10 protein-coding genes are annotated in these 19,478 nt (G+C 65.1%); 2 read left to right on the top strand and 8 right to left on the bottom strand.

Translation table 11 applies throughout. The annotated features are described in order from the left end of the window. Positions 1–8: 8 nt before the first annotated feature. The gene (locus tag BT115_RS12120; protein ID WP_072322840.1) at positions 9–458 is read right to left on the bottom strand and encodes a DUF4442 domain-containing protein; all 450 of its coding nucleotides are present in this window, start codon (positions 456–458) and stop codon (positions 9–11) included. A 142-nt stretch (positions 459–600) separates the two neighbouring features. Here BT115_RS12120 and BT115_RS12115 point away from each other — a divergent pair, with 142 nt between their 5' ends. Continuing rightward, on the top strand, positions 601–2,478 hold the full coding sequence (locus BT115_RS12115; RefSeq protein ID WP_072322839.1) for a M61 family metallopeptidase: 1,878 nt from the start codon (positions 601–603) through the stop codon (positions 2,476–2,478). A gap of 39 nt (positions 2,479–2,517) precedes the next feature. Here the strand turns inward: BT115_RS12115 and BT115_RS12110 are convergent, their stop codons facing one another. From BT115_RS12110 to BT115_RS12090, 5 genes are all read right to left on the bottom strand, one after another. Then, a complete protein-coding gene (locus tag BT115_RS12110; RefSeq protein ID WP_072323189.1) occupies positions 2,518–3,039 on the bottom strand; it encodes a Dps family protein in 522 nt (173 codons plus the stop codon). A 78-nt stretch (positions 3,040–3,117) separates the two neighbouring features. Beyond that, positions 3,118–4,509: an ATP-binding protein gene (locus BT115_RS12105; RefSeq protein WP_072322838.1), complete on the bottom strand. Its 1,392-nt coding sequence runs from the start codon at positions 4,507–4,509 to the stop codon at positions 3,118–3,120. Further along, positions 4,506–5,171: a response regulator gene (locus BT115_RS12100; RefSeq protein ID WP_072322837.1), complete on the bottom strand. Its 666-nt coding sequence runs from the start codon at positions 5,169–5,171 to the stop codon at positions 4,506–4,508. The genes BT115_RS12105 and BT115_RS12100 overlap by 4 nt, the downstream gene beginning before the upstream one ends. Before the next feature lie 58 nt (positions 5,172–5,229). Continuing rightward, positions 5,230–9,504 (bottom strand): dermonecrotic toxin domain-containing protein, encoded by a 4,275-nt coding sequence (locus tag BT115_RS12095; protein WP_072322836.1) that lies wholly within the window; start codon positions 9,502–9,504, stop codon positions 5,230–5,232. A gap of 278 nt (positions 9,505–9,782) precedes the next feature. Then, on the bottom strand, positions 9,783–14,063 hold the full coding sequence (locus tag BT115_RS12090) for a dermonecrotic toxin domain-containing protein (protein ID WP_072322835.1): 4,281 nt from the start codon (positions 14,061–14,063) through the stop codon (positions 9,783–9,785). 184 nt (positions 14,064–14,247) lie between these two features. Here BT115_RS12090 and BT115_RS12085 point away from each other — a divergent pair, with 184 nt between their 5' ends. Continuing rightward, positions 14,248–16,056: a M14 family metallopeptidase gene (locus tag BT115_RS12085; protein ID WP_072323188.1), complete on the top strand. Its 1,809-nt coding sequence runs from the start codon at positions 14,248–14,250 to the stop codon at positions 16,054–16,056. 8 nt (positions 16,057–16,064) lie between these two features. Here the strand turns inward: BT115_RS12085 and BT115_RS12080 are convergent, their stop codons facing one another. Both BT115_RS12080 and BT115_RS12075 read right to left on the bottom strand, forming a co-directional pair. Beyond that, entirely contained in the window at positions 16,065–17,690 is a 1,626-nt protein-coding gene (locus tag BT115_RS12080; protein WP_072322834.1) for a multicopper oxidase family protein, read from the bottom strand. Then, the gene (locus tag BT115_RS12075; protein WP_143144549.1) at positions 17,683–19,389 is read right to left on the bottom strand and encodes a phospholipase C; all 1,707 of its coding nucleotides are present in this window, start codon (positions 19,387–19,389) and stop codon (positions 17,683–17,685) included. The genes BT115_RS12080 and BT115_RS12075 overlap by 8 nt, the downstream gene beginning before the upstream one ends. Positions 19,390–19,478 lie beyond the last annotated feature (89 nt).

Here is a 19,478-nt window from a genome sequence, read left to right as displayed (position 1 = left end):
TCGCTGAATCAGCGCTTCGCCTTCTTGCGGCGAACGTAGAGCTGCTTGCGCACGGTGGCGACATGCTCGCCGGCCGCCGTGCGCACCTCGGTATCGAACCAGCGCAGGCACTTCTCGCCATTGGCGGTCGCCGCGCGCAGTTCGTCCAGCACCGCGTCGTCGAGGCGGAACTCGGCGTAGACATCCTCGCGACCGGGCGCTACGAAGCGGATCTCGGCCGCCTGGTCCCAGACGATGTAATCGTCGCCAAGGCTCTTGAGCGTCATGATCATCCAGAACGGGTCGGTCATGGAGAACAGGTTGCCGCCGAAGTGCGTCCGCACGTAGTTGCGGTTGTACCAGGCGAGTTTCAGACGCACTTTCGCGTAGCGGTAGTCGTCGAAGGTAACGACGCGTATCCCGGTGAACAGGAAGGGCGGCCACGCGTTGAGAATGCGTCGCAGGGTGGGTGCTTTCATCGGCTCATGCTATCGACGCGTCCCTGCCCTGCGAAGTCCCCCGTTTCAAACAAGGCCCGGGTGGGCATGACCTATGGCACGGGCCCGGAGCGACAGCCGCCCATGACCATCGGGGATCGCCAACCGCCAGGGGATCCGAACCATGCGCCTGCTGCTTCGTCGCGCCACCCTCGCCGCCGCCGTCGCTTCCGCGATCGCCCTTACCGCGCCCGCCACGGCCTCCGATCTGCCCGCTGCCGTCGACCAGCCGTATCCGGGCAACCTCGTGCTGCACGTCGATCTTTCCGATGCCGCCAGGCACCTCTATCACGTGCGCGAGACCATACCGGTCAGCGGGAATCACGCGATTCTCTACTACCCGAAGTGGATTCCCGGCGTACACGGGCCTTCCGGCCCCCTCGCCAATGTCGCGGGATTCGTCGTGACGGGCAACGGCAAACGCCTCCCCTGGCGTCGTGACCTGCAGGAGATGTACGCCTTCCACGTCGACCTACCCGCAGGCGTGAATGCGCTCGAACTGAGCTTCGACTACCTGGCGCCGGCCACGCCCGGCTACATCCCCCTCTCGTTCAACGAAGTGGCCTTCTATCCGGCCGGGTACTACAGCAGTCGCATCACGGTCGAACCCAGCGTGAAACTGCCCGCCGGCTGGAAGTACGCCTCGGCCCTGGAAACGGCCGCGCAATCCGGTGACGAGGTCCGCTTCAAGCCGGTGAGCTTCGAGAACCTCGTCGATTCGCCGCTGATGACCGGCAAGCATTTCACGCGCATCGACCTCGCACCTGGGCAGGACACCCAGGTCCACCTCAACATCACGGGCGACACGGCCGCGGGGGTGAAGGCGACGGACGAGCAGATCGCGAAGCAGCGGTCCCTCGTGGTGCAGGCCAACCGGCTGTTCGGCGCCCATCACTACGCGCACTACGATTTCCTGCTGGTGACCTCCGACCACACCGGCCATTTCGGCCTCGAACACCACCAGTCCAGCGACGACCGCCTGTTCGCGAACTTCCTCACGGATGCGGACGTCAACGTGGCCGCCGGCACGCTGCTGCCGCATGAATACATCCATTCGTGGAACGGCAAGTTCCGTCGCCCCGCGGACCTGTGGACGCCGAGCTTTGCCGAACCGATGCAGGACGACCTGCTCTGGGTATACGAAGGCCTGACCGATTACTGGGCCGGCGTGCTCACGGCGCGTTCGGGCATCTGGACCACCGCGCAGTGGCGCGACTCGCTGGCGGGCATAGCCGCTGACATGTCGGCGCGCACGGGACGTTCGTGGCGCTCATTGCAGGACACGGCCGACGGCATCCCGCTCATGTCGCGCGGCACGCCGGGGTGGACGAACTATCGGCGCAGCTCGGACTACTACCCCGAAGGGCAGCTGCTCTGGCTGGATGTGGACACGAAGATCCGCACCCTGTCCAACGGCAAGCACACGCTCGACGAGTTTGCGCGTGCGTTCTATGGCATGGACAACGGCAGCTACACGCCGAAGACCTATACCTTCGACGACGTGATCGCCACGCTCAACGGCATCCAGCCGTACGACTGGGCAAGCTTCCTGCGTGAACGCCTCGATGCCACCGGCGACACGCTACCCGAGCACGGCATCGAGGGCGGCGGCTGGAAGCTCGTCTACGACGACAAGCCCACGCCATTCGCGAAAACGATGGAGTCGCTCCGCAAGACGGTGAACCTGGCCTATTCGCTCGGCATCCAGGTGTCCGACAAGGGCGTGATCACAGATGCGCAGTGGGAAGGCGTCGCCGCGAAAGCCGGACTCGTCCCGGGCGTGACCCTGGTCGCGATCAACGGCAAGGACTATTCGGCGCAGGTCCTCAAGGATGCGGTCACGGCGGCGAAGTCGAACAGCGCGCCGATCGAGTTTCTCATCAAGGACATCGACGATTACTCGACCGTGAAGGTGGATTACCACGGCGGGCTGAGATACCCGCACCTCGTGCGTGCCGACGGCAAAGACCTCATCGGCGACATCGCTACGCCGAGGAAGTGACACACAAGGGGCCGGCGCCAGCGCGCCGGCCCCTTCGCCTCACGCGTGTTCGCGTGCGGTCTCGAAGAGGAACCACACGCGGCGCTCACCCTCGTCGATCCAGTTCTCGATGAGGCTCGCGGTGGCGACGTCACCGTATTCGTCGCACACACCGTGCATTTCGCGCAGGAAGCCGACGTAGCGCTCGTTGTCGTCACGCAGCTCTGCAAGCATGTCCTGCGGGGTGACGAAGTCGGCGTCGTTGTCGGCCAGGCGCTGCAGGCGCGAGATGTGACCGATCGAACGCACCGTCGTACCGCCGACCTTGCGCGCGCGCTCGGCGATGTCGTCGGTGATGGCGAAGATCTGCGACGCCTGCTCGTCGAGCAGCAGGTGCAGATCGCGGAAACGCGGCCCCGACATATGCCAATGGAAGTTCTTCGTCTTGAGATACAGCGCAAAGGTGTCGGCGAGCAATGCGCTCAGTCCGCCCGAGATGTCGCGCGTGGCGTCCGCACCGAGGCCGGTCGGGGTGGCGAGATCCGACTTGCGCAGCTTTTTGGTCGTTTCGGGGTTCTTCATCGTGACACGCTCCATGGGTTGGGCTCCTGAGGATGCGCCGATCACCTTTCGCGTGCTTGAATGAAACGCGCTCGCAGATCACGCCGTCGGCAGGGATACCACCACGCGCAGGCCGCTGGCGCCGTCGTCGCGGTCAAGCATGCGAATTCGGGCGCCGTTGAGTTCCACCGCGCGCTGCACGATCGACAGGCCGAGACCGTAGCCGGAACCGTGGGTATCGATGCCGCGCTGGAACCGGGTGAACATGGCCTCGCGCTTTTCCGCCGGGATGCCCGGACCGTCGTCCACCACCTCGATCACGGCCTCGCCGCCGGCCTGGCGGATCGACAGTTCCACATGGCCGCCTCGCGGCACGTGGCGGAAGGCGTTCTCCAGCAGATTGCGCAGCAGCGCGCTCAACGCCACGCCATAGCCTTCAACAAACTGGTGATCGGGTAGTTCGACGCTGAGTTCAACGCCACCGGAACCGATCAGCGCCGACATTTCCTCGATGACGTCCAGGGCCAGTTCGCTGAGATCGACTCGGCTGCGCGGGCCCGCCGCGGCGCCTGCCTCAAGGCGCGCCAGGGCCAGCAACTGTTCCGTACGGCGAGCCAGCGAGACGAGACACTCCCGCGCCGCCTGCAGTGCTGCCTCGGCTTCGTCGGGACGGGCGGAGGCCATGGCGTCCTCCAGGTTGATCATGGTCGAGGCCAGGGGCGTGCGCAGTTCGTGGGCCACGTCGGCGCTGAAGCGTCGCTCACGTTCGAGCGCTTCTTCGATCTGTCCGATCTGCTCGTTCAGGGCCGCGAGCACGGGTTGCAGTTCGGTAGGCGCATCGCGCAGATGAACAGGCTCGCGACTGCCGGGCTCACGTCGCGAAAGCGCCTTGGCCAGGGCGTCAAGCGGGCGCATGCCGCGTCGGATGGCCCAGCCGACGAGGTAGGCCATCAACGGCAGCCCCAGCAGCATCGGCAGACCGTGCTCGATCCACAGGGCACGCGTGATCTCGTTGCGGCTGTCATAGCGCTCACCCGCGCGGATGACGATGTCGTCGTCCTCCTTGATCAAGGTGAACACGCGCCACTCGTACTTGCCCTTACGGACGTCCTCGTAGCTTCCATCGGTAGCCTGGGTCCGCGGCAACGCGGCCAGGTTTTCCGTGGCCAGCAACAGCGTGCCATCGCGATCGAATACCTGGAATCCCACTTCCGACTCGAACGTACGGCCCTGAACGGTCAGTTCCTGCGGGTGGTTGGAAACGCTGGGCACGAGCAGGCGCGCGGCCCGCTGCTGACGCAACTGCTCCACACCGATGCGATCGACGAGTACTTCCAACGTACGCGCCGCCTGGGCCAGCCGGCCGTCGGAAAGCTCGTCCACTTCCTCCAGCGTGTGCTGGGCACTCAGGAAACCCAGAGGCACCAGCACCGCCGCCAGCACGCATACGATGAGGACAAGCAGGCGGGCGCGAAGGCTGGCCGCCGTCACTGCGGTTCCCGGGGCACCATGTAGCCGAATCCGCGTACTGTCTGGATCGCCCCGTGGCTCAATTTGCGTCGCAACGAGTGCACCAGCACCTCAAGCGCGCTCGTGCTCATGACGTTGTCAGGACCGTACAGCGAATTCTCCAGCGACTCACGGCGAACGATGCGGCCAGCGCGCTCCATGAGCGCCTGCAGCAGCGCGAACTCGCGGCGAGTCAGCTCCACGCGTTCGCCGTGCCAGGTCACGTCGAAGGTGCCGAGGTCGAGGCTCAGCGCCCCCGCCTCGAGGCGGTTGACGGCGGCGCCCCTCGCGCGGCGGGCCAGGGAGCGAATACGCGCCGCCAGTTCGTCCAGGTGGAACGGCTTGATCAGGTAATCGTCCGCGCCTGCGTCGAGCACGCGGATACGCGAGTCCAGCGCATCGCGGGCCGACATCACGATCACCGGCGTGGTCACGCGCAGGCGCCGCGCTTCGGTGAGCACGTCCATTCCGTCCCTGCCCGGCAGACCCAGGTCGAGCAGGACCAGGTCTGCGTCGTGGTCGCGCAAGGCGAGCAGGGCCTCGTTGCCGTCGCGGAACCAGCTGATCGTATAGGCCAGCCGTTCCAGTGCCCGGCGAATCGCCTCGCCCAACTGAACGTCGTCTTCGACAAGGATGATGTGCACGGGCAGAGACTCGGCATCGGATATGAACCATTATCCTGGGCCCGAGCTTAGCGCGTCCTTAGGTATCTGGTCCGTGTACTGGCGACAGGCCGGCGACAATGGCGGCCTCGGCCAGATCGCGCAGGCCCATCGTGCTCGGGTCACCCGCCGGAGCGTCGTCGGCAAACGGTATCGTCGTGGTCGTGGGCCTGAAATAGTCCATGTAGTCCCGCCGGGCTTCCCGGGTCGCCAGCCAATCCCTTCCCGGATGGCGCACGGTCAGCCCGCGCGCATGTCGTCGCAGCGCATAGTCCACATAGCGACGCTCGGATATCGGGTCATGCTCGGGATTCCAGAGATTGACCCGCACGGGCGCCGCCAGCATGCGCTCCGTGAAGGCGACGGGCGACTCGGACGATTCGTGCCCATCCTGTTCCACACGCATCATTTGCCGACCGGACGCATCCCATCGCTGCGCCACCTCGCGAACCGACGTCGCGTAGCGGTCCGCGCTCGCCACCACGCCATACATGGGGTCCACGATGATCGTGCCCGCAGGCAAATCATCCAATCGCCGGCCGAGGGCCCGCTCAGGCCCCGCCATCCGCAGGGCCCCCTCATCGGCAGGCATGATCAGCGTGAACACGTGATCCTCCGCGCTGCCCACGAAGGCGACATGCGCATCTTCTCGGAGCATGCCTCGCAGCCTCCGGGTCGTCATCAGGGCGCTGACGTGCAGGTCGGCAAACCCCATGTCGATGAAAGCACTGATGGGCTGCCCCGTCCTGAACAGTTCGGCGTAGGTGTCCACATTGAGGGGACGCCGCGACGATAGCTGAAGGTCCATCGCCATCGGCACGCGGGGGTTGAGATGAGCATCCGAAAGATGGGATGGGTGATTCGTCACGGGAATCAATGCTGGCGCGGCGGCGATCGGTCGCCCGTTTCGATCGACGTGCGTCGCATAGCGCAGCGCAGTCCCTGAGGTCGGATGCCGGACAGTAAGCACCACCCCGCCGTCGGGAGCGATCTCGGCCCCGCTGAGCGACCGGCTGAAGAAGCGCAGAAGCGGCTGCGGGATGGCATCCGCGATATTCATCACGGTCGGCAGATCGCGCGAGATGTCAGCCGGCAGGACATCCGTCAGCGCGAGGGAAGTGGCGATGAACTCGCCCGGATCCATGACCGCAAGCCCTTCCGCGAGCGATGTCTCAGGACGCCATACGCCGTCTCGCTCGACGACGTACCGACCGGTCGAGCGATGCGTACCGTCTCCTTGTGCAAGCACCTCGTAGCCGACGGCGCGCGCATCCGGGGCGATCTCGACGAGCTGCGTGCGGCCGTCCAGATGCCGTAGCCGGGCGTAGTAACGGCCTTGCATCCCAAGATCGTCGTCGGGTTGTGATCCCATCCGTGCCAGGACGGCCGGATCCTGGACCGTCAGGTGTTCCAGCGCGGGAGGCAGCAGCGCGCTCTGTCGTTCGGCAATCCGACTCAGTACCCCCGCTGCCAGCAAGCGCGAGTCCATCACGCCGGGTGGCAGCGTATCGGGCAAGAGGTCGCGCACCTCATCGATCTGTCGTATCTCTTCCGGCGTGAGCGACGCGGGTTCGTGCGCCAGGGCATACCTCAGCCGCGAGATACGCATCAACAGGACGATCTGCTGGTGAGGCATGGGAAGGGAACCGATCCAGGACCGATGCATGCGCTCGAGTTGAACGCGGTTGGACGTGGCATCGATCCGATCGGCCAGCATCGTACGGAAGGCGTGCTCGCGCTGCGCCCCATCCCCCATTTGCACCGGCACTCCGAACTGCGGACGCTGTCGCTCCACGGCCTCAAACAACGAGGCATAGCGAAACCCGCTGTCCGGAAGCCGTGGACCGAGCACGACATAGGCGTCGCCACGGCGTTCCACCAGGAGTGCCGTGTCCGGAACGTCTTCTTGCGCCACCTCGTTGCCGTCGGGCAGCACCGCAAAGGCAAGGCTGTGATCGCCGCGGAACACGGCGAGGGCACGGCGCGTCTGCTCGGCAAGGATGGGAGCGACGATCCGCAACTCGGAAAGGGTCCACGTCCGTGCCGCCGGGTCGCGCAGGCGGGCGGACAACGTCTCGATGAAGCCGTGTCCCACACTCAGCCGTATCAAGGGATCCGCGACGTCCGCATTCGCCCCGATGCCCGTCACCAGGGGCCCGGATTCGCACAGCCCGAATTGTTCCAGCACTTCCGCAGCACGAGTGAGCACGCGCGGGTCGGTTGTGAACATGTTCGCTACCCGGTGCGCGAGCACACTCCCAGGCAGGTAGTTGTCGGCAACGTCGGCGAGCGTCCAGAATCCGTCGTATTCACGCTCGATCAGCGGACCGGGGCTGCCGTCGGCCAAGGCCATCCGATAGCCCCTGCCAGCATGAATGAGCTGCGCATAACGCGCGGTGGAGGAAACGCGCAATGGCACGTAGATCTGGTGATTGTGGGCGAAGGTGCCGTCGCCAAGGTGCATCGAATAGCGCGGAACGGCCCGACGGGTGTGCCGCCGCACGTCGGCTGCCGCCCAGAAGCCCGTGCTGCCGTCGTCGCGCGCAAAGACGCGATTCACCCTCTCCGCCCGCCAGGACGGCGGACGCGTGGGCCCCAGGGGATAGCCGATCTTTCCGTGGACGCGTTGCGGACGAACGAACGATGGCCGCGCGTCATTGCTTGCCGTGTCGCCGTTCCCGGTCCGCATCTCATGCCCAAACACCGCGCCCAGCGGCACATTGGTCACGACCGTGGAAACGACCTGCTCCACGCCGCCAGCCCTCTCCGCTTCGGTCCGGCCGTCGATGGCCTGTTCGATACCCGTTCCGACACCGGCGAGTCCCGTGGCGATCTGCACGGGAATGGCCAGGATGGGCACATAGCCCAGCGGCGCGACCAGCGTCGCCGTACGATTGATCCGGGTTCGCCACGCATCCCATGCCGTGCTGGCCTGCAACTTCGCATCCTCGCTCAGACGTTCTTCGGCCTGCGTACGCATAGCCTCGAACACGTCGCCGCTGATCGCCGTTTCTGCATGATCGACCGTACGGCCATCGGCCTGCCAACGGCCGGTGGCCAGATCTTCCAGGCCGTGCTTCACGCCCGTCCAGAACAAGCCGTCCTGGCTCTCCCACTCGCCGAAATGCGCAAGCAGGCGGGTTGCCTTCGCCGGGTCCTTCGCTTGCGTCAGCGTCCATTGGCGAAGCGCGGCCTCGTCACGGACGACCACGAAGCGCGGCGTCTCGCCCGGCATGTACATGATTTCGCTCTTGTCCGGGGCGAAGAACCGGATAAGGTCGCTTGCCGCATAACCGTTGATATCGAAGCGACGAGCGCGACCTGCGCTGGGCGACGACTTCCGCAACTGCTCGAGAGTCACCGGACCGTTCAAGGGGACCTGCGACGCTGCGGCTTGCATGACGGCTCCGTATTGCGCATCGGTAAGCAGGCCCGTCTCGCGCGCATGCCGCGCCTGCATGACGAACTCGTAACGCGCCAGCAAGGGCCAGTCGGCGCGGGTTCGGGCCCAGTACGCGTCCAGCTTGGCCTTCAACCGGCTGACGTACGGCAGTTCCGAGAACGTGCCGGGCGCAGCGAAAGATTCCACCAACTGCGAGAGCAGGATCGGACTGGCGTGGCCCGCATCGAAACCGCCGACCGTGTAGATGCCAAACGCTTCATCCAGCGGGCGGCGATCCTCGCGGACGGTCTCAACGACGTTGCCCTTCGCAAAAAACGTGTTGTAGATATATCCGGGGCCGGTCCTGCTCCACAGCAACTTGCCAAGCGTCGAGAAGACGTCCGCGGCGTTCTTGCCATGCACGAGGTGCACGACCGTAGCGACTATGCCGGGACTCGCCGCGCCGCCACCGTTCAGGCCACCCACCGTGTCCGACAGTTCGGCGAACCAGCCATGCCGATCATGATCGGGAAAGGCGTTGATCAGCGCGTCGATCAGGGGCATCACGTTGTCGGGGGTTTCGCGGGTGCGTTGATCTGCGGTGGCGAAATGAGCGACCACGTACGCATCGCCATCGATGTTCCAGCGTTCCTTGATGATGTCCTTCGCCACGCGGCGCGGATTGGGAATAGGAAACCGGGACGCCTGGCGCGCGATCTCGTGAAACGTCCGCTCGTCGTCGGCGGTCGCGAACGGCAGGCTGCGCGGCCATGCGGGAAGCTGGCGTGTCGCGGACGTATCGCTCGCGTTCGCCGTTTGCGCCGCGTCCCTGCGCAAGGCGGGATCCGATGCGCTGGCGACGCTCGTCGCAGGTACCAGAGCAGCAACGAGCAGGAGCAGGTGAGCACGTCTCTTGGAAGGCAGGTAAGTCATCTTTCATCCCTGTTGATGGACATCGAGGGGCGTGACGATAGTTGGGCGACGACGGAGCGTCTGTCGCCCGAGAACGGATTGCGATGGCGGCATCGACGTGATCCGGTGTCCTACGCCGCCCACGCCGACGAACGCATGCCGACGGCGCGGTTGGTTTCGGGGCTCCCCTGTGGTCGCGGGAATACACACGGTGTGGGTGACCATGTCCGGATCAGCGAGGTGCATCGGCATGGGCGTGGCGACGCACTCGCTGATCCTGGCCCGAGCTCAGCGCGTCCTTAGATACCTGGGGCCACGCCCGAAGTCAGCCCGGCAGCGACGGCCGTCTCGGCCAGACCGCGGACGCTCGATGCGACTGGATCATGAGCCGGGGCATCGTCGGCGAAGGGGATGGCCATGGTGTCAGGCTGGAAGTAGCTCAGATAATCCCGCCGGGCCTCCCGCGTCACCAGCCAATCCAGCCCCGCATGACGCACAGGAAGACCGCCTGCGTAACGGCGACGCGCATAGTCGACATAGCGTCGCTCGGATATCGGATCGTGCTCCGGATTCCATAGATTCACCGTTATCGGTGTCGAGAGCATCCGCTCGGTGAAGGCAATGGGCGATTCACTCACTTCACGCCCATCGGGCTCCAATCGCGTCACGCGCCAACCCGCTGCCTCCCACCCACGAGCCACCTCACGTGCGAAGGCTGGGTAATGCTCTGCGCTCACCGCCGCGCCATAGATCGAGTCCACGATCAGCGTACCGGGGGGCAACACGTGCAGTGGGCGACCGACGGATCGCTCCGCCCCTGCCATCCGCAAGGCGTCTTCACCGACGGGCAGCACCAGCGTGAACAGGTGGTCCGCCGCGGCTCCCACGAGCGCCATGTGCGAATCCTCGCGCAACATGCCACGCAACCGCCGCGTTTTTACCAGGGCACTGACGTGCAGATCGGCGAATCCCCCGCCGAAGAACGCACTGATTGGCTGTCCCGTCCTGACGAGTTCCCTATAAGCGGCGGAATCGAATGGGGCTGGTGGGGAAACCCCTTGTCTCGTCGCGGACGGCACATGCGGCGTGACATGCTGATCGATGAAAGGTAACGCGTCGGCAGCGATGGCGACCGTCGGCGGGGCGGAAGCGATGGGCTGCCCATGTCGATCGACGTGCGTCGCATAGCGCAAGACGGCGCCCGACGTGGGATGTCGGAGCGTGAGGACCACCCCGCCGTCGGCAGCGATCTCGGCGCCCGTGAGCGACCGACTGAAGAAGCGCAATAGCGGCTGCGGAATGGCGTCCACGATGCCCATGACACTCTGAAGGTCACTCGCGACATCGACCGGCAGGACACTACCGACCGCGAGGGTGGTGGCAATGAACTCACCGGGATCCACGAGAACGAAGCCGTCTGCAAGTGACTGTTCGGGTCGCCACATGCCGTCTCGCTCGACGAGGTAATACCCAGTGGCGCGATTCGTCGCATCGCCTGGCGCCAACAACTCGTACCCTGTAGCAGCCGCGTTCAAGTTGACCTTGACGACCTGCATTCGGCCATCCGGATGCCGAAGCTTCACGTAGTAGCTGTCCTGTATACCGAATTCGTCCCCCATTTCGGCCCTCGCTCGTCTCAGGATGTCTGGATCCCGGACCGCGAGGTGAGCCAGCGCCGGAGGCAGCAATGCGCTCTGCCGCTCCACGATCCGAGCCATCACACCCGCCGCCAGCAGCCGCGAGTCGGTGACGTCCGCGGCAAGGGTATTGGGCAGAACGTCACGTACCTCGTCGATCTGCCGTCTCTGTTCCGGCGTCAGCGATTGCGAATCGTTCGCCAATGCATACCTCAGGTGTGATAACGCCTTGATCCTCTCCTTGTGCTTCGTGGCCAGACGGAGGCCGTCGATCCAGTACCGGTGCATGCGCTCGAGGTCGGGGCGCGTGCCCCTGGCATCGATCATGTCGGCCAACATGGTTCGGAAAAGGTGTTCGCGCTGCGCGGGATCCACCACCTGATCGCGTGTGGCCAGACGCCTGTATTGCCTTTCGAACGCAGAAAACACCGAGGCATAGGACTCATCGGTATCCGGCAGCCGCGGTCCGAGCACCACATACTTGTCGCCACGAATTTCTATGCGAAGCGCCGTGGCGGGTAACCCCTCCGTCACTTCCCGCCCGTCGGGCAATACGGCGATGACGAGTCGTCCATCCGCCAGAGACAGCGCGAACGGACGACGCGTCGCCTCAGCCAGGATCGGTGCGACCAGACGCAGTTCGGTCGGCGTCCACACCTTGGCCGTGGGATCGCGAAGTCGTGCGGACAGGGTCTCGATGAATCCGTGTCCGACGCTCAGCTTGAGCAAGGGCTCTCCGGCGTCCGCATCGGGGCCGATACCGGTCACCCCCGGTGAGGACTCCGAGACTCCGAATTGTTCAAGCACCTCCGCAGCATGAGCGAGCACGCGAGGATCGGCGGTGAGCATCCCCGCTACGCGGTGCGCAATCAAGCTTCCGGGCAGATAGTTCTGCTCGATCTCGGCGAACTGCCAGAGGCCATCGCTTCCACGTTCCACAAGGGGGCCGGGTGTGTCATCGCTCAGAGCCATGCGATAGCCGCTTTCACTGTGCATCAGACGCGCCAGGCGCACGTGCGAGGCATGGCGCCATGGCACGTAGATCTCGCCGCCTTGAATATAGGTGCCGTCGCCGAGATGCGACGCACGGGGCGGCAGCTGCTGACGAGTGTGGCGCCGCAGGTCGGCCGCCATCCAAAGGCCGGGACGGCCGTCGTCGTGCGCATAGATGCGATCCACTGTCTCAGCTGGCCAGGAGGGTGGCCGGGTAGGTCCCAGGGGGTAGCCGATCTTTCCATGGACGCGCTGCGGACGAACGAACGACGGGCTCCCATCGGCCTTCGTCTCGCCCTCTCTCGCTCCACGCATTTCGCCCCCGAACAGCGCACCCAGCGGCACATTGGTCACGACCGTGGATACCGCCTGTTCTACGCCACTCAACCGCTCCGCCTCGGTACGGCCGTCGATGGCCTGTTCCACGCCTATGCCGAGGCCGGCGAGCCCGGTGACTGCCTGCAAGGGAATGGCCAACGCAGGCACATAGCCCAGTGGCGCGAGGAGCGTGGCCGTGCGGTTGAGGGTGGTTCGCCACGCATCCCAAGCCGTACTGGCCTGCACCGTCGCATCGCTACGCAAGCGTGCTTCGGCTTGTGTCCGCATGGCCTCGAACACGTCGCCGACGATCGCCGTGTCCGCATGGTCCACGGCGTCGCTATCGGCCCGCCAGCGACCGCTGCCCAGGTTTTCCAGACCGTGCTTCACCCCCGTCCAGAACAGGCCGTCCTGAGTATCGTGCTCGGAAAAATGCGCAAGCAGACGGGTCAGCTTTGCCGGGTCTTTTGCTTGCGTCAGTACCCATTGCCGAAGCGCCGCCTCATCGCGCACGACCACAAACGGCGACGATTCGCCCGGCATGTACATGATTTCGCTCTTGTCCGGAGCGACGAAGCGGATGAGATCGCTCGCCGCGTAGCCGTTGATGTCGAAGAGGAAGGCTTGGCCCGTACCATCAACCGTCTGCCGCAACGCTTCGAGAGTCACGGCGCCCTCGCGCGGGACCGTCGGCGCCGCCGCCTGCATCACCGTGCGGTATTGCACCGCGGTTAGCAGACCCGTATCGCGCGCATGACGTGCCTGCATGACGAACTCGTAGCGCGCCAGCAAAGACCAATCGGCGCGGATTCGAGACCAATACGCGTCCAACTCCGCCTTCAACCGGCTGACGTACGGCAGTTCGGCGAAGGCACCGGGCGCAGCGAAGGCGTCCACCACTTGAGAGAGCCGGATCGGACTGGCGTGATCGGCATCGAAACCACCGACGGCGTAGATGCCAAATGCATCATCCAGCAGCCGATGGTCTTCACGGACCGTCGCCACGACATTGCCGCTCGCGATGAACGTGTTGTAGATGTAGCCCGGTCCGGTCCGGCTCCACAACAGCTTACCGAGCGCCGAAAAGACGTCTGCGGCGCTCTTGCCATGTGCCACACGCATCGCTGTGGCGACGACGCCTGGACTCGATGCGCCGCCGCCGTTAAGGCCACCCACCATGTCCGACAGTTCGGCAAACCAGCCATGCCGGTCGTGGTCGGGAAACGCTTCTATCAGCGCGTCGGTCAGCGGCATCACCTGGTCGGGCTTTCCGTTGGCACGCTGCTCTGCCGTAGCGAAATGCGCCACCACATAGCCATCGCCATCGATGCCCAGGCGTTGCGCGAGGAAATCCTTCGCCACGCGGTGCGGCGCGGGAATCGGAAAGAGCGAAGCGTGTCGCGCGATCTCGCGAAACGTACTTTCATCGTCGGTCGTCGCGAACGGCAGGCCGCGCGGCAACGCGGACGGCCTCCGGTTCGTGCTGCTCTCACTCGTGATCGCAGGTTTCTCCGCGTCCGCGGGCGTATCAGCGCCCTGCAGCGTGTTGGCCGATGCCGCAGGCGCCAGGGCCACGGCAAGAACGAACATGCCGGCACGCCCGGCACATCCCATGGAAGGCAGGTAAGTCATCTTTCATCCTTGCGATAGACATTGAGCCGCGTGACGATAATCGGGCGGCGACGAGGCGTCTGTCGCCCGAGGACGATGGCGCCAGGGAGCCGTCGACAATGTCCGACGTGCTATGCCACCTACGGCATGGAGCTGGGGACGAAAAACCCACACAATGACGCGCTCACACAGCCGGAAGGTGTTCATGCCTGCGACGTTCCCCGCACGCCTCCTCCTCGCCCTGATCGCGGTGGCCCCCATGACGATCCATGCGAAAGACACCTGGACCACGCCCGCCGAGGCGTACGGGTTCCACAAAACGCCGTCGTATGCGGAAACTCAGGCATTCCTGCGCCGACTCGCCATGGCGTCGCCGGACACGATTCGCCTGGAAACCTTCGGCACCACGCCGGAAGGGCGACCGATGACCGTGGTGATCGCGGCGACGGACGGGGATCTCACGCCGGAACGTGCCCGCGCAGCGGGCAAACCGATCGTGTTGGTCCAGGCAGGCATCCACCCTGGCGAGATCGAAGGCAAGGACGCGGGCCTCATGCTGCTGCGCGACTTCGCCAAGATGGGTCGCCTCCCCCACCTCCTCGAACATGCGGTGCTGGTCTATATCCCCGTCTACAGCGTGGATGGACACGAAAACTCAGGGCCCTATTTCCGGATCAATCAGAACGGACCGGAGGAAATGGGATTCCGCGGCCAGTCGCAGTATCTGAATCTCAATCGCGACTACGTCAAGGCCGACGCGCCGGAAACGCGGGCCTGGCTAACACTGTGGAACGCATGGCGACCGGACCTGCTGGTCGACATCCATACCACCGATGGTGCGGATTACCAGTACGACCTTACCTGGTATGCCGAGGATGCCCACAAGCTACCGCCTTCGATTGCCGCGTGGCAGGCGAAAGCCTATGCCAACGACGTCATGCCCCGTTACGAAGCGTTCGGTCATCTCGCGTCGCCCTATCTCGAGTTCCGCGACGGTCGCGACATCACCAAGGGCATTGCCAACTTCGGCTCAGGGCCACGTTTCTCGACGGGTTATGCCGCCATCCGCAACCGTGCGGGGCTGCTGATCGAAACACACATGCTCAAGTCCTACGAGGTGCGCGTACGCGCCACCTATGACGTGTTGCGCAGCGTGTTCGAAACCGTGAACCGCGATCCGGCCGCACTGTTGAAGGCCTCGCGCGACGCCGACGCCTGGGCAGCCGCGCAGTCGGCAAAGCCGGATGCCGCGCTGCCCGTCACCTTCAAGGAAGACCCGCGTTCGAAGCCGTTCACGCTGAAAGGCTATGCATTCACCCAGACGGCCAGCGACATCTCGGGCGACACCTGGGTGCGCTACGACCCGACGATCAAGAAGACGTACGCCATCCAGAGCTGGAACGACCTGCTGCCGGATGTGACTGCGCCACTGCCTGCCGCCTGGGCCATTCCGCCGCAGTGGACGGTTGTGATCGAACGCCTCGACGCCCACGGCATTCCCTACACCCGCACAACGGCCGCAACGCACGTGGCGGTCACGCAGGATCAGCTCTCGCAACCCACGTGGTCCGAGAAGCCGTTCGAAGGGCATCACATGCTCAAGGACGTGACGATCTCACCCACGCCCACCACGGTGGATCTACCGGCCGGCACCGTCATCGTGCGCGCCGACCAGGCCGACGCCGTGCTTGTGCTGAACCTGCTCGACGCACGCGCGCCGGACTCGTTGCTGCGCTGGGGCTACCTCGATGCCATCTTCGAGCCGAAGGAATACGGCGAGCCTCGCGTGCTCGAAGCCCTGGCCCGCGAGATGCTGGCGAAAGATCCCTCGCTGAAGGCGGCGTTCGATGCCAGGCTCCATAGCGACCCGGCCTTTGCCGCGAGCCCGCGCGCACGGCTGTCGTTCTTTTTCGAACGCAGCCCGTGGTACACGGCACAGAAAGTGGGCGCCTATCCCATCCTTCGCCTCGACGCCACGGCGCGGCAGGCGGCACTTCGCAGCGAAGCGCGCTAGCCGCGGCGTTACCCGGCGACGACGTCGAAGGGTCGCATCATCTCGTTGGCTTCGTGTTCGGCGAGATGGCAATGCCAGGCATAACGGCCTGCATAACCGTCGAAGGTCGCCACGATGCGGGTGACCATGCCCGGATACGCCTGTACCACGTCCTTCCAGCCACGCTCGTGCGGCGGCGGTTCCTGCGCCGGCCCCACGTAACGCAGGGTCTTCTTTTCCATGTATTCGTCCACGTCGTACGGGCGACGATCCAGGATCTGGAAGCGCACCAAGTGCAGATGAATCGGATGGGTATCCTCGGTCAGGTTCACGAGGTTCCACATTTCCGTGCTGCCCAGGGTTACCGTTTCCGTCACCGGCTCGTGCCATCGCTTGCCGTTCAGCAGCATCAACATGGGCGTCGCGATGCAATCGCTGTATTCGTCCAGGGTCAACTCGCGCGTGCGCGATGCCGTCGATGCGGTGACCCGCGGCAGTTCGCGAAGTACCGTCGGCACGCGGCTCTCGTCGCGTACCGCGCCCTGCCGAACAGCGAAACGCATGAACGGCAGCGCGTCATTCATCAGTTCGGCCGTCGAGCCGCCCGCCCCGCTGAAGTCGACGACGATGTCGGCGCGCTCGCCTGGCGCGAGGAACAGCGACGTCATGCTCGCCGGTGCGGCGAGCAGGCCCTGATCCGAACCGATGACCTGAAACGGTCGCCGGTCACGAAAGCGCAGGTGATAGAAGCGTCCGTTCGCCGCGTTCAGCACGCGCAGGCGATAACGCCGCGCCTGCACGTCGGCGCGAGGCAGCACAGCGCCGTTCACCAGCGTGAGATTGCCGAAGACTTCCGGCACCCAGGGGGCTTTGGCATCGCCCGAATCGGGGTAATACAGGCGTCCGTCGCGTCGAAGCAGGCGGTCCGCGAGCACCAGCGGTAGTTCCTGTTCGCCGGACGGCAGTCCGAGCGCAGCTTCGTGTTCGTCGCGAAGCAGGTACAGCCCCATCAGCCCGGCATACATGTTCAGCCGATTGATGCCCATCGCATGGTCGTGGTACCACAGCGTCGCCGCGTCCTGCGCGTTCGGATAGCGATGCCTGCGCGATACGCCGGACACGTACCAGTCCTCTGGAAAGCCATCGTCCTTGTGCGGCACCTTGGCACCGTGCAGGTGGACGATCGCGCGAACGTCCGGTTTGTCCGCCTCCGCGCCGCAGATGGCGTGATCGATGGGCAGGAAGTGCTTCGTCGGCAGCGCGTTCTCCCAGGTCACCTCGATCGGCTGCCCACTGCGCGCCTCGATCGTTGGACCGGGATAGGTGCCGCCGTATGTCCAGAGCGTCGTCGGTGGAAGATCGCGGTGCAGTTTCTGTTCCGAGGCCGCCATGCGCACGTGCAAGGGCTTTCCGCTCTCGGCATGGAGCACGGGCGGAATGGGCAAGGCGTCGACGAAGGGCGTGAGCGTCGCGGGATCGACCAGCCCCGGTAGATGGCTGGTGTCGCCCATGGCATGCATGCACAACGCGTTGCCCACCTGCCCGGAGGCTGCGGGTTTCATGGCACGCATGTCATGCGCGAACAGCTGCGGCGGGAGACATCCCGCCGCAGCCGTCCAACCCGCCGTTATCAGGAAACGGCGGCGATCAACCATGCCCACCCTTTCCGATCGGCCAGTACGGCCAACCCACGGGTTGCTTCGGTTGACCGGTGGATTCGTCGAGAATCAGCCTGCGGTCGAACAGGCGCGGCAGGAAGAAATCGAACATGCCGTCCAGGCTCCCCGCCTGCGCATCGCTGGACCCGCCGCCGATACGCTTGCCGTCGAGCCAGTTGTCTTCAATGAATCGCGTGATGGAGCTTTGGTCGGTCACGCTGTGGTCCACCGTGTTTTCTCGTGCCCATGGCGAGATCACCATCAGCGGCAGGCGCGGGCCAAAGCCGCAACGCCCCTGAGCCGGCGTCTTGCCGTCCAGGCCGGGCAGCACGGCGCGACCCTTGCAGAGGCCCGGACCATCGAGTGCATCGGTGCTGCCTTGCGAACCGTTCACGTGCGGCGGCTCCTGATGGTCGTACCAGCCATCCGAGTCGTCATAGGCAATCACCACCGCCGTGTCCTGCCAATCGCCGCTGCGCTGAAGCGCATTGATCACGTGCACGATGAAGGCTTGCTCGTCGAGCGGATCCGAGTAGCCGGCGTGGCCGTCCTGATAGGCAGGCGCCTTGAGAAAGCTCACCGCCGGAAGGTTGCCTGCGTCGAGCGCATCGTAGAAGTCGTCGATGTCGTACTGATGATTCGCCGCATCGCCGCTGTGGCCGATGGCGGCGATCGATGCCGGGCGCGCATGCGTTGGGTTCGCGGTGGACGGGTAGTACTGGAACGGCGCGTGATGTGGGCTGTAGTCGTTGGACGTGCTGTGGGTGACCTGCGACAGCGTACGACGTGCGCAGCCGGTGCTGCCGTCGGGGTTGGTACGCGTGAGGTCGAAGCCACCCTGGAACCAGCCCCAGGTGATGCCGCGGTCGTTGAGCAGGTCGCCGATGTTGCGGCCCCCCATCGTGACCTGGCTGGCCGTGGGCGAGGAGCAGACGTCGCCGATGGGATCGGGGTCGCCGATCATCGTCAGTCCGCCATGACCGTCGTCTGTGGTGGCGCCCGTGCCGTTCAAGGTATCGATCACGCCAGCGGTCTGGCCGGCGATAAGGTTGAGCGCACCGGGCGACGACGGACCGAAGGTGGTGCCGTAGCTGTTGTCGCTCATCGCGAAGTGTTGGGCGTAGTTCCACAGCGCCGTGACGGTGTTGCCGTCGTAATAGCCCATGACCTGGCCCTTGCCCTCCTGAGAGGGATCGCCGCCCGGAAGCATTTCGCCACGACCGGTGTACTGCGGGAAGAGATCCATCCTGCCGCCGTCAAAGGCACGCTGTTCGGCGGTGTAGCCATGATCCTGGTCGGCCGTGGCCGCCTGCGCACGAGCGAGGCGGAACGGGTTGATCGCGCCGTCGCCGTTGGCGGCATTGCCTGCGTTCGGATTGCGGGTAAGCAGGCGATGGGTCAATCCGTTCACCGGCGGTGTGAACGGTCGCGCGTAAAACGCGGGCTCGCCGCTGGGATTCTCGGCAAACGGGTAGGTGCCGAAGTAGTGATCGAACGACACGTTCTCTTGAAAGATCACCACCAGATGCTTGATCGGCGTGGCGGTGCGCACGCCGTCATGGCCATGGCCACCATGACCGAAGCCGAAGGCGGAAGACGCCTCGGCAGGCGTCTCGACGACCTGTTGCGCCGCGACGATGGACGCGGCGGAAAGGGTGAGCACGCAGGCGACGCCCGCGGCCAGTAGCTTGCGCATGACAGATGCTCCTCGAAGTGAACCGACCGGCTGCATGTGCCGCACCCCTGTCTGCGGACTCGCTCAGCGTAGGAAGCAAAAATGACAGT

Source organism: Luteibacter sp. UNCMF366Tsu5.1, assembly GCF_900119235.1.
Taxonomy (GTDB): Bacteria; Pseudomonadota; Gammaproteobacteria; order Xanthomonadales; family Rhodanobacteraceae; genus Luteibacter; species Luteibacter flocculans.
The sequence above is the reverse complement of the archived record's forward strand: the minus strand, read 5'-3'. Positions and strand labels throughout refer to the sequence as shown.

Bases quoted from the DNA above. Each gene is read 5' to 3' on its own strand.
- BT115_RS12120 (WP_072322840.1), bottom strand. From the start codon at position 458: ATGAAAGCACCCACCCTGCGACGCATTCTCAACGCGTGGCCGCCCTTC.
- BT115_RS12115 (WP_072322839.1), top strand. From the start codon at position 601: ATGCGCCTGCTGCTTCGTCGCGCCACCCTCGCCGCCGCCGTCGCTTCC.
- BT115_RS12110 (WP_072323189.1), bottom strand. From the start codon at position 3,039: ATGAAGAACCCCGAAACGACCAAAAAGCTGCGCAAGTCGGATCTCGCC.
- BT115_RS12095 (WP_072322836.1), bottom strand. From the start codon at position 9,504: ATGACTTACCTGCCTTCCAAGAGACGTGCTCACCTGCTCCTGCTCGTT.
- BT115_RS12090 (WP_072322835.1), bottom strand. From the start codon at position 14,063: ATGACTTACCTGCCTTCCATGGGATGTGCCGGGCGTGCCGGCATGTTC.
- BT115_RS12085 (WP_072323188.1), top strand. From the start codon at position 14,248: ATGCCTGCGACGTTCCCCGCACGCCTCCTCCTCGCCCTGATCGCGGTG.
- BT115_RS12080 (WP_072322834.1), bottom strand. From the start codon at position 17,690: ATGGTTGATCGCCGCCGTTTCCTGATAACGGCGGGTTGGACGGCTGCG.
- BT115_RS12075 (WP_143144549.1), bottom strand. From the start codon at position 19,389: ATGCGCAAGCTACTGGCCGCGGGCGTCGCCTGCGTGCTCACCCTTTCC.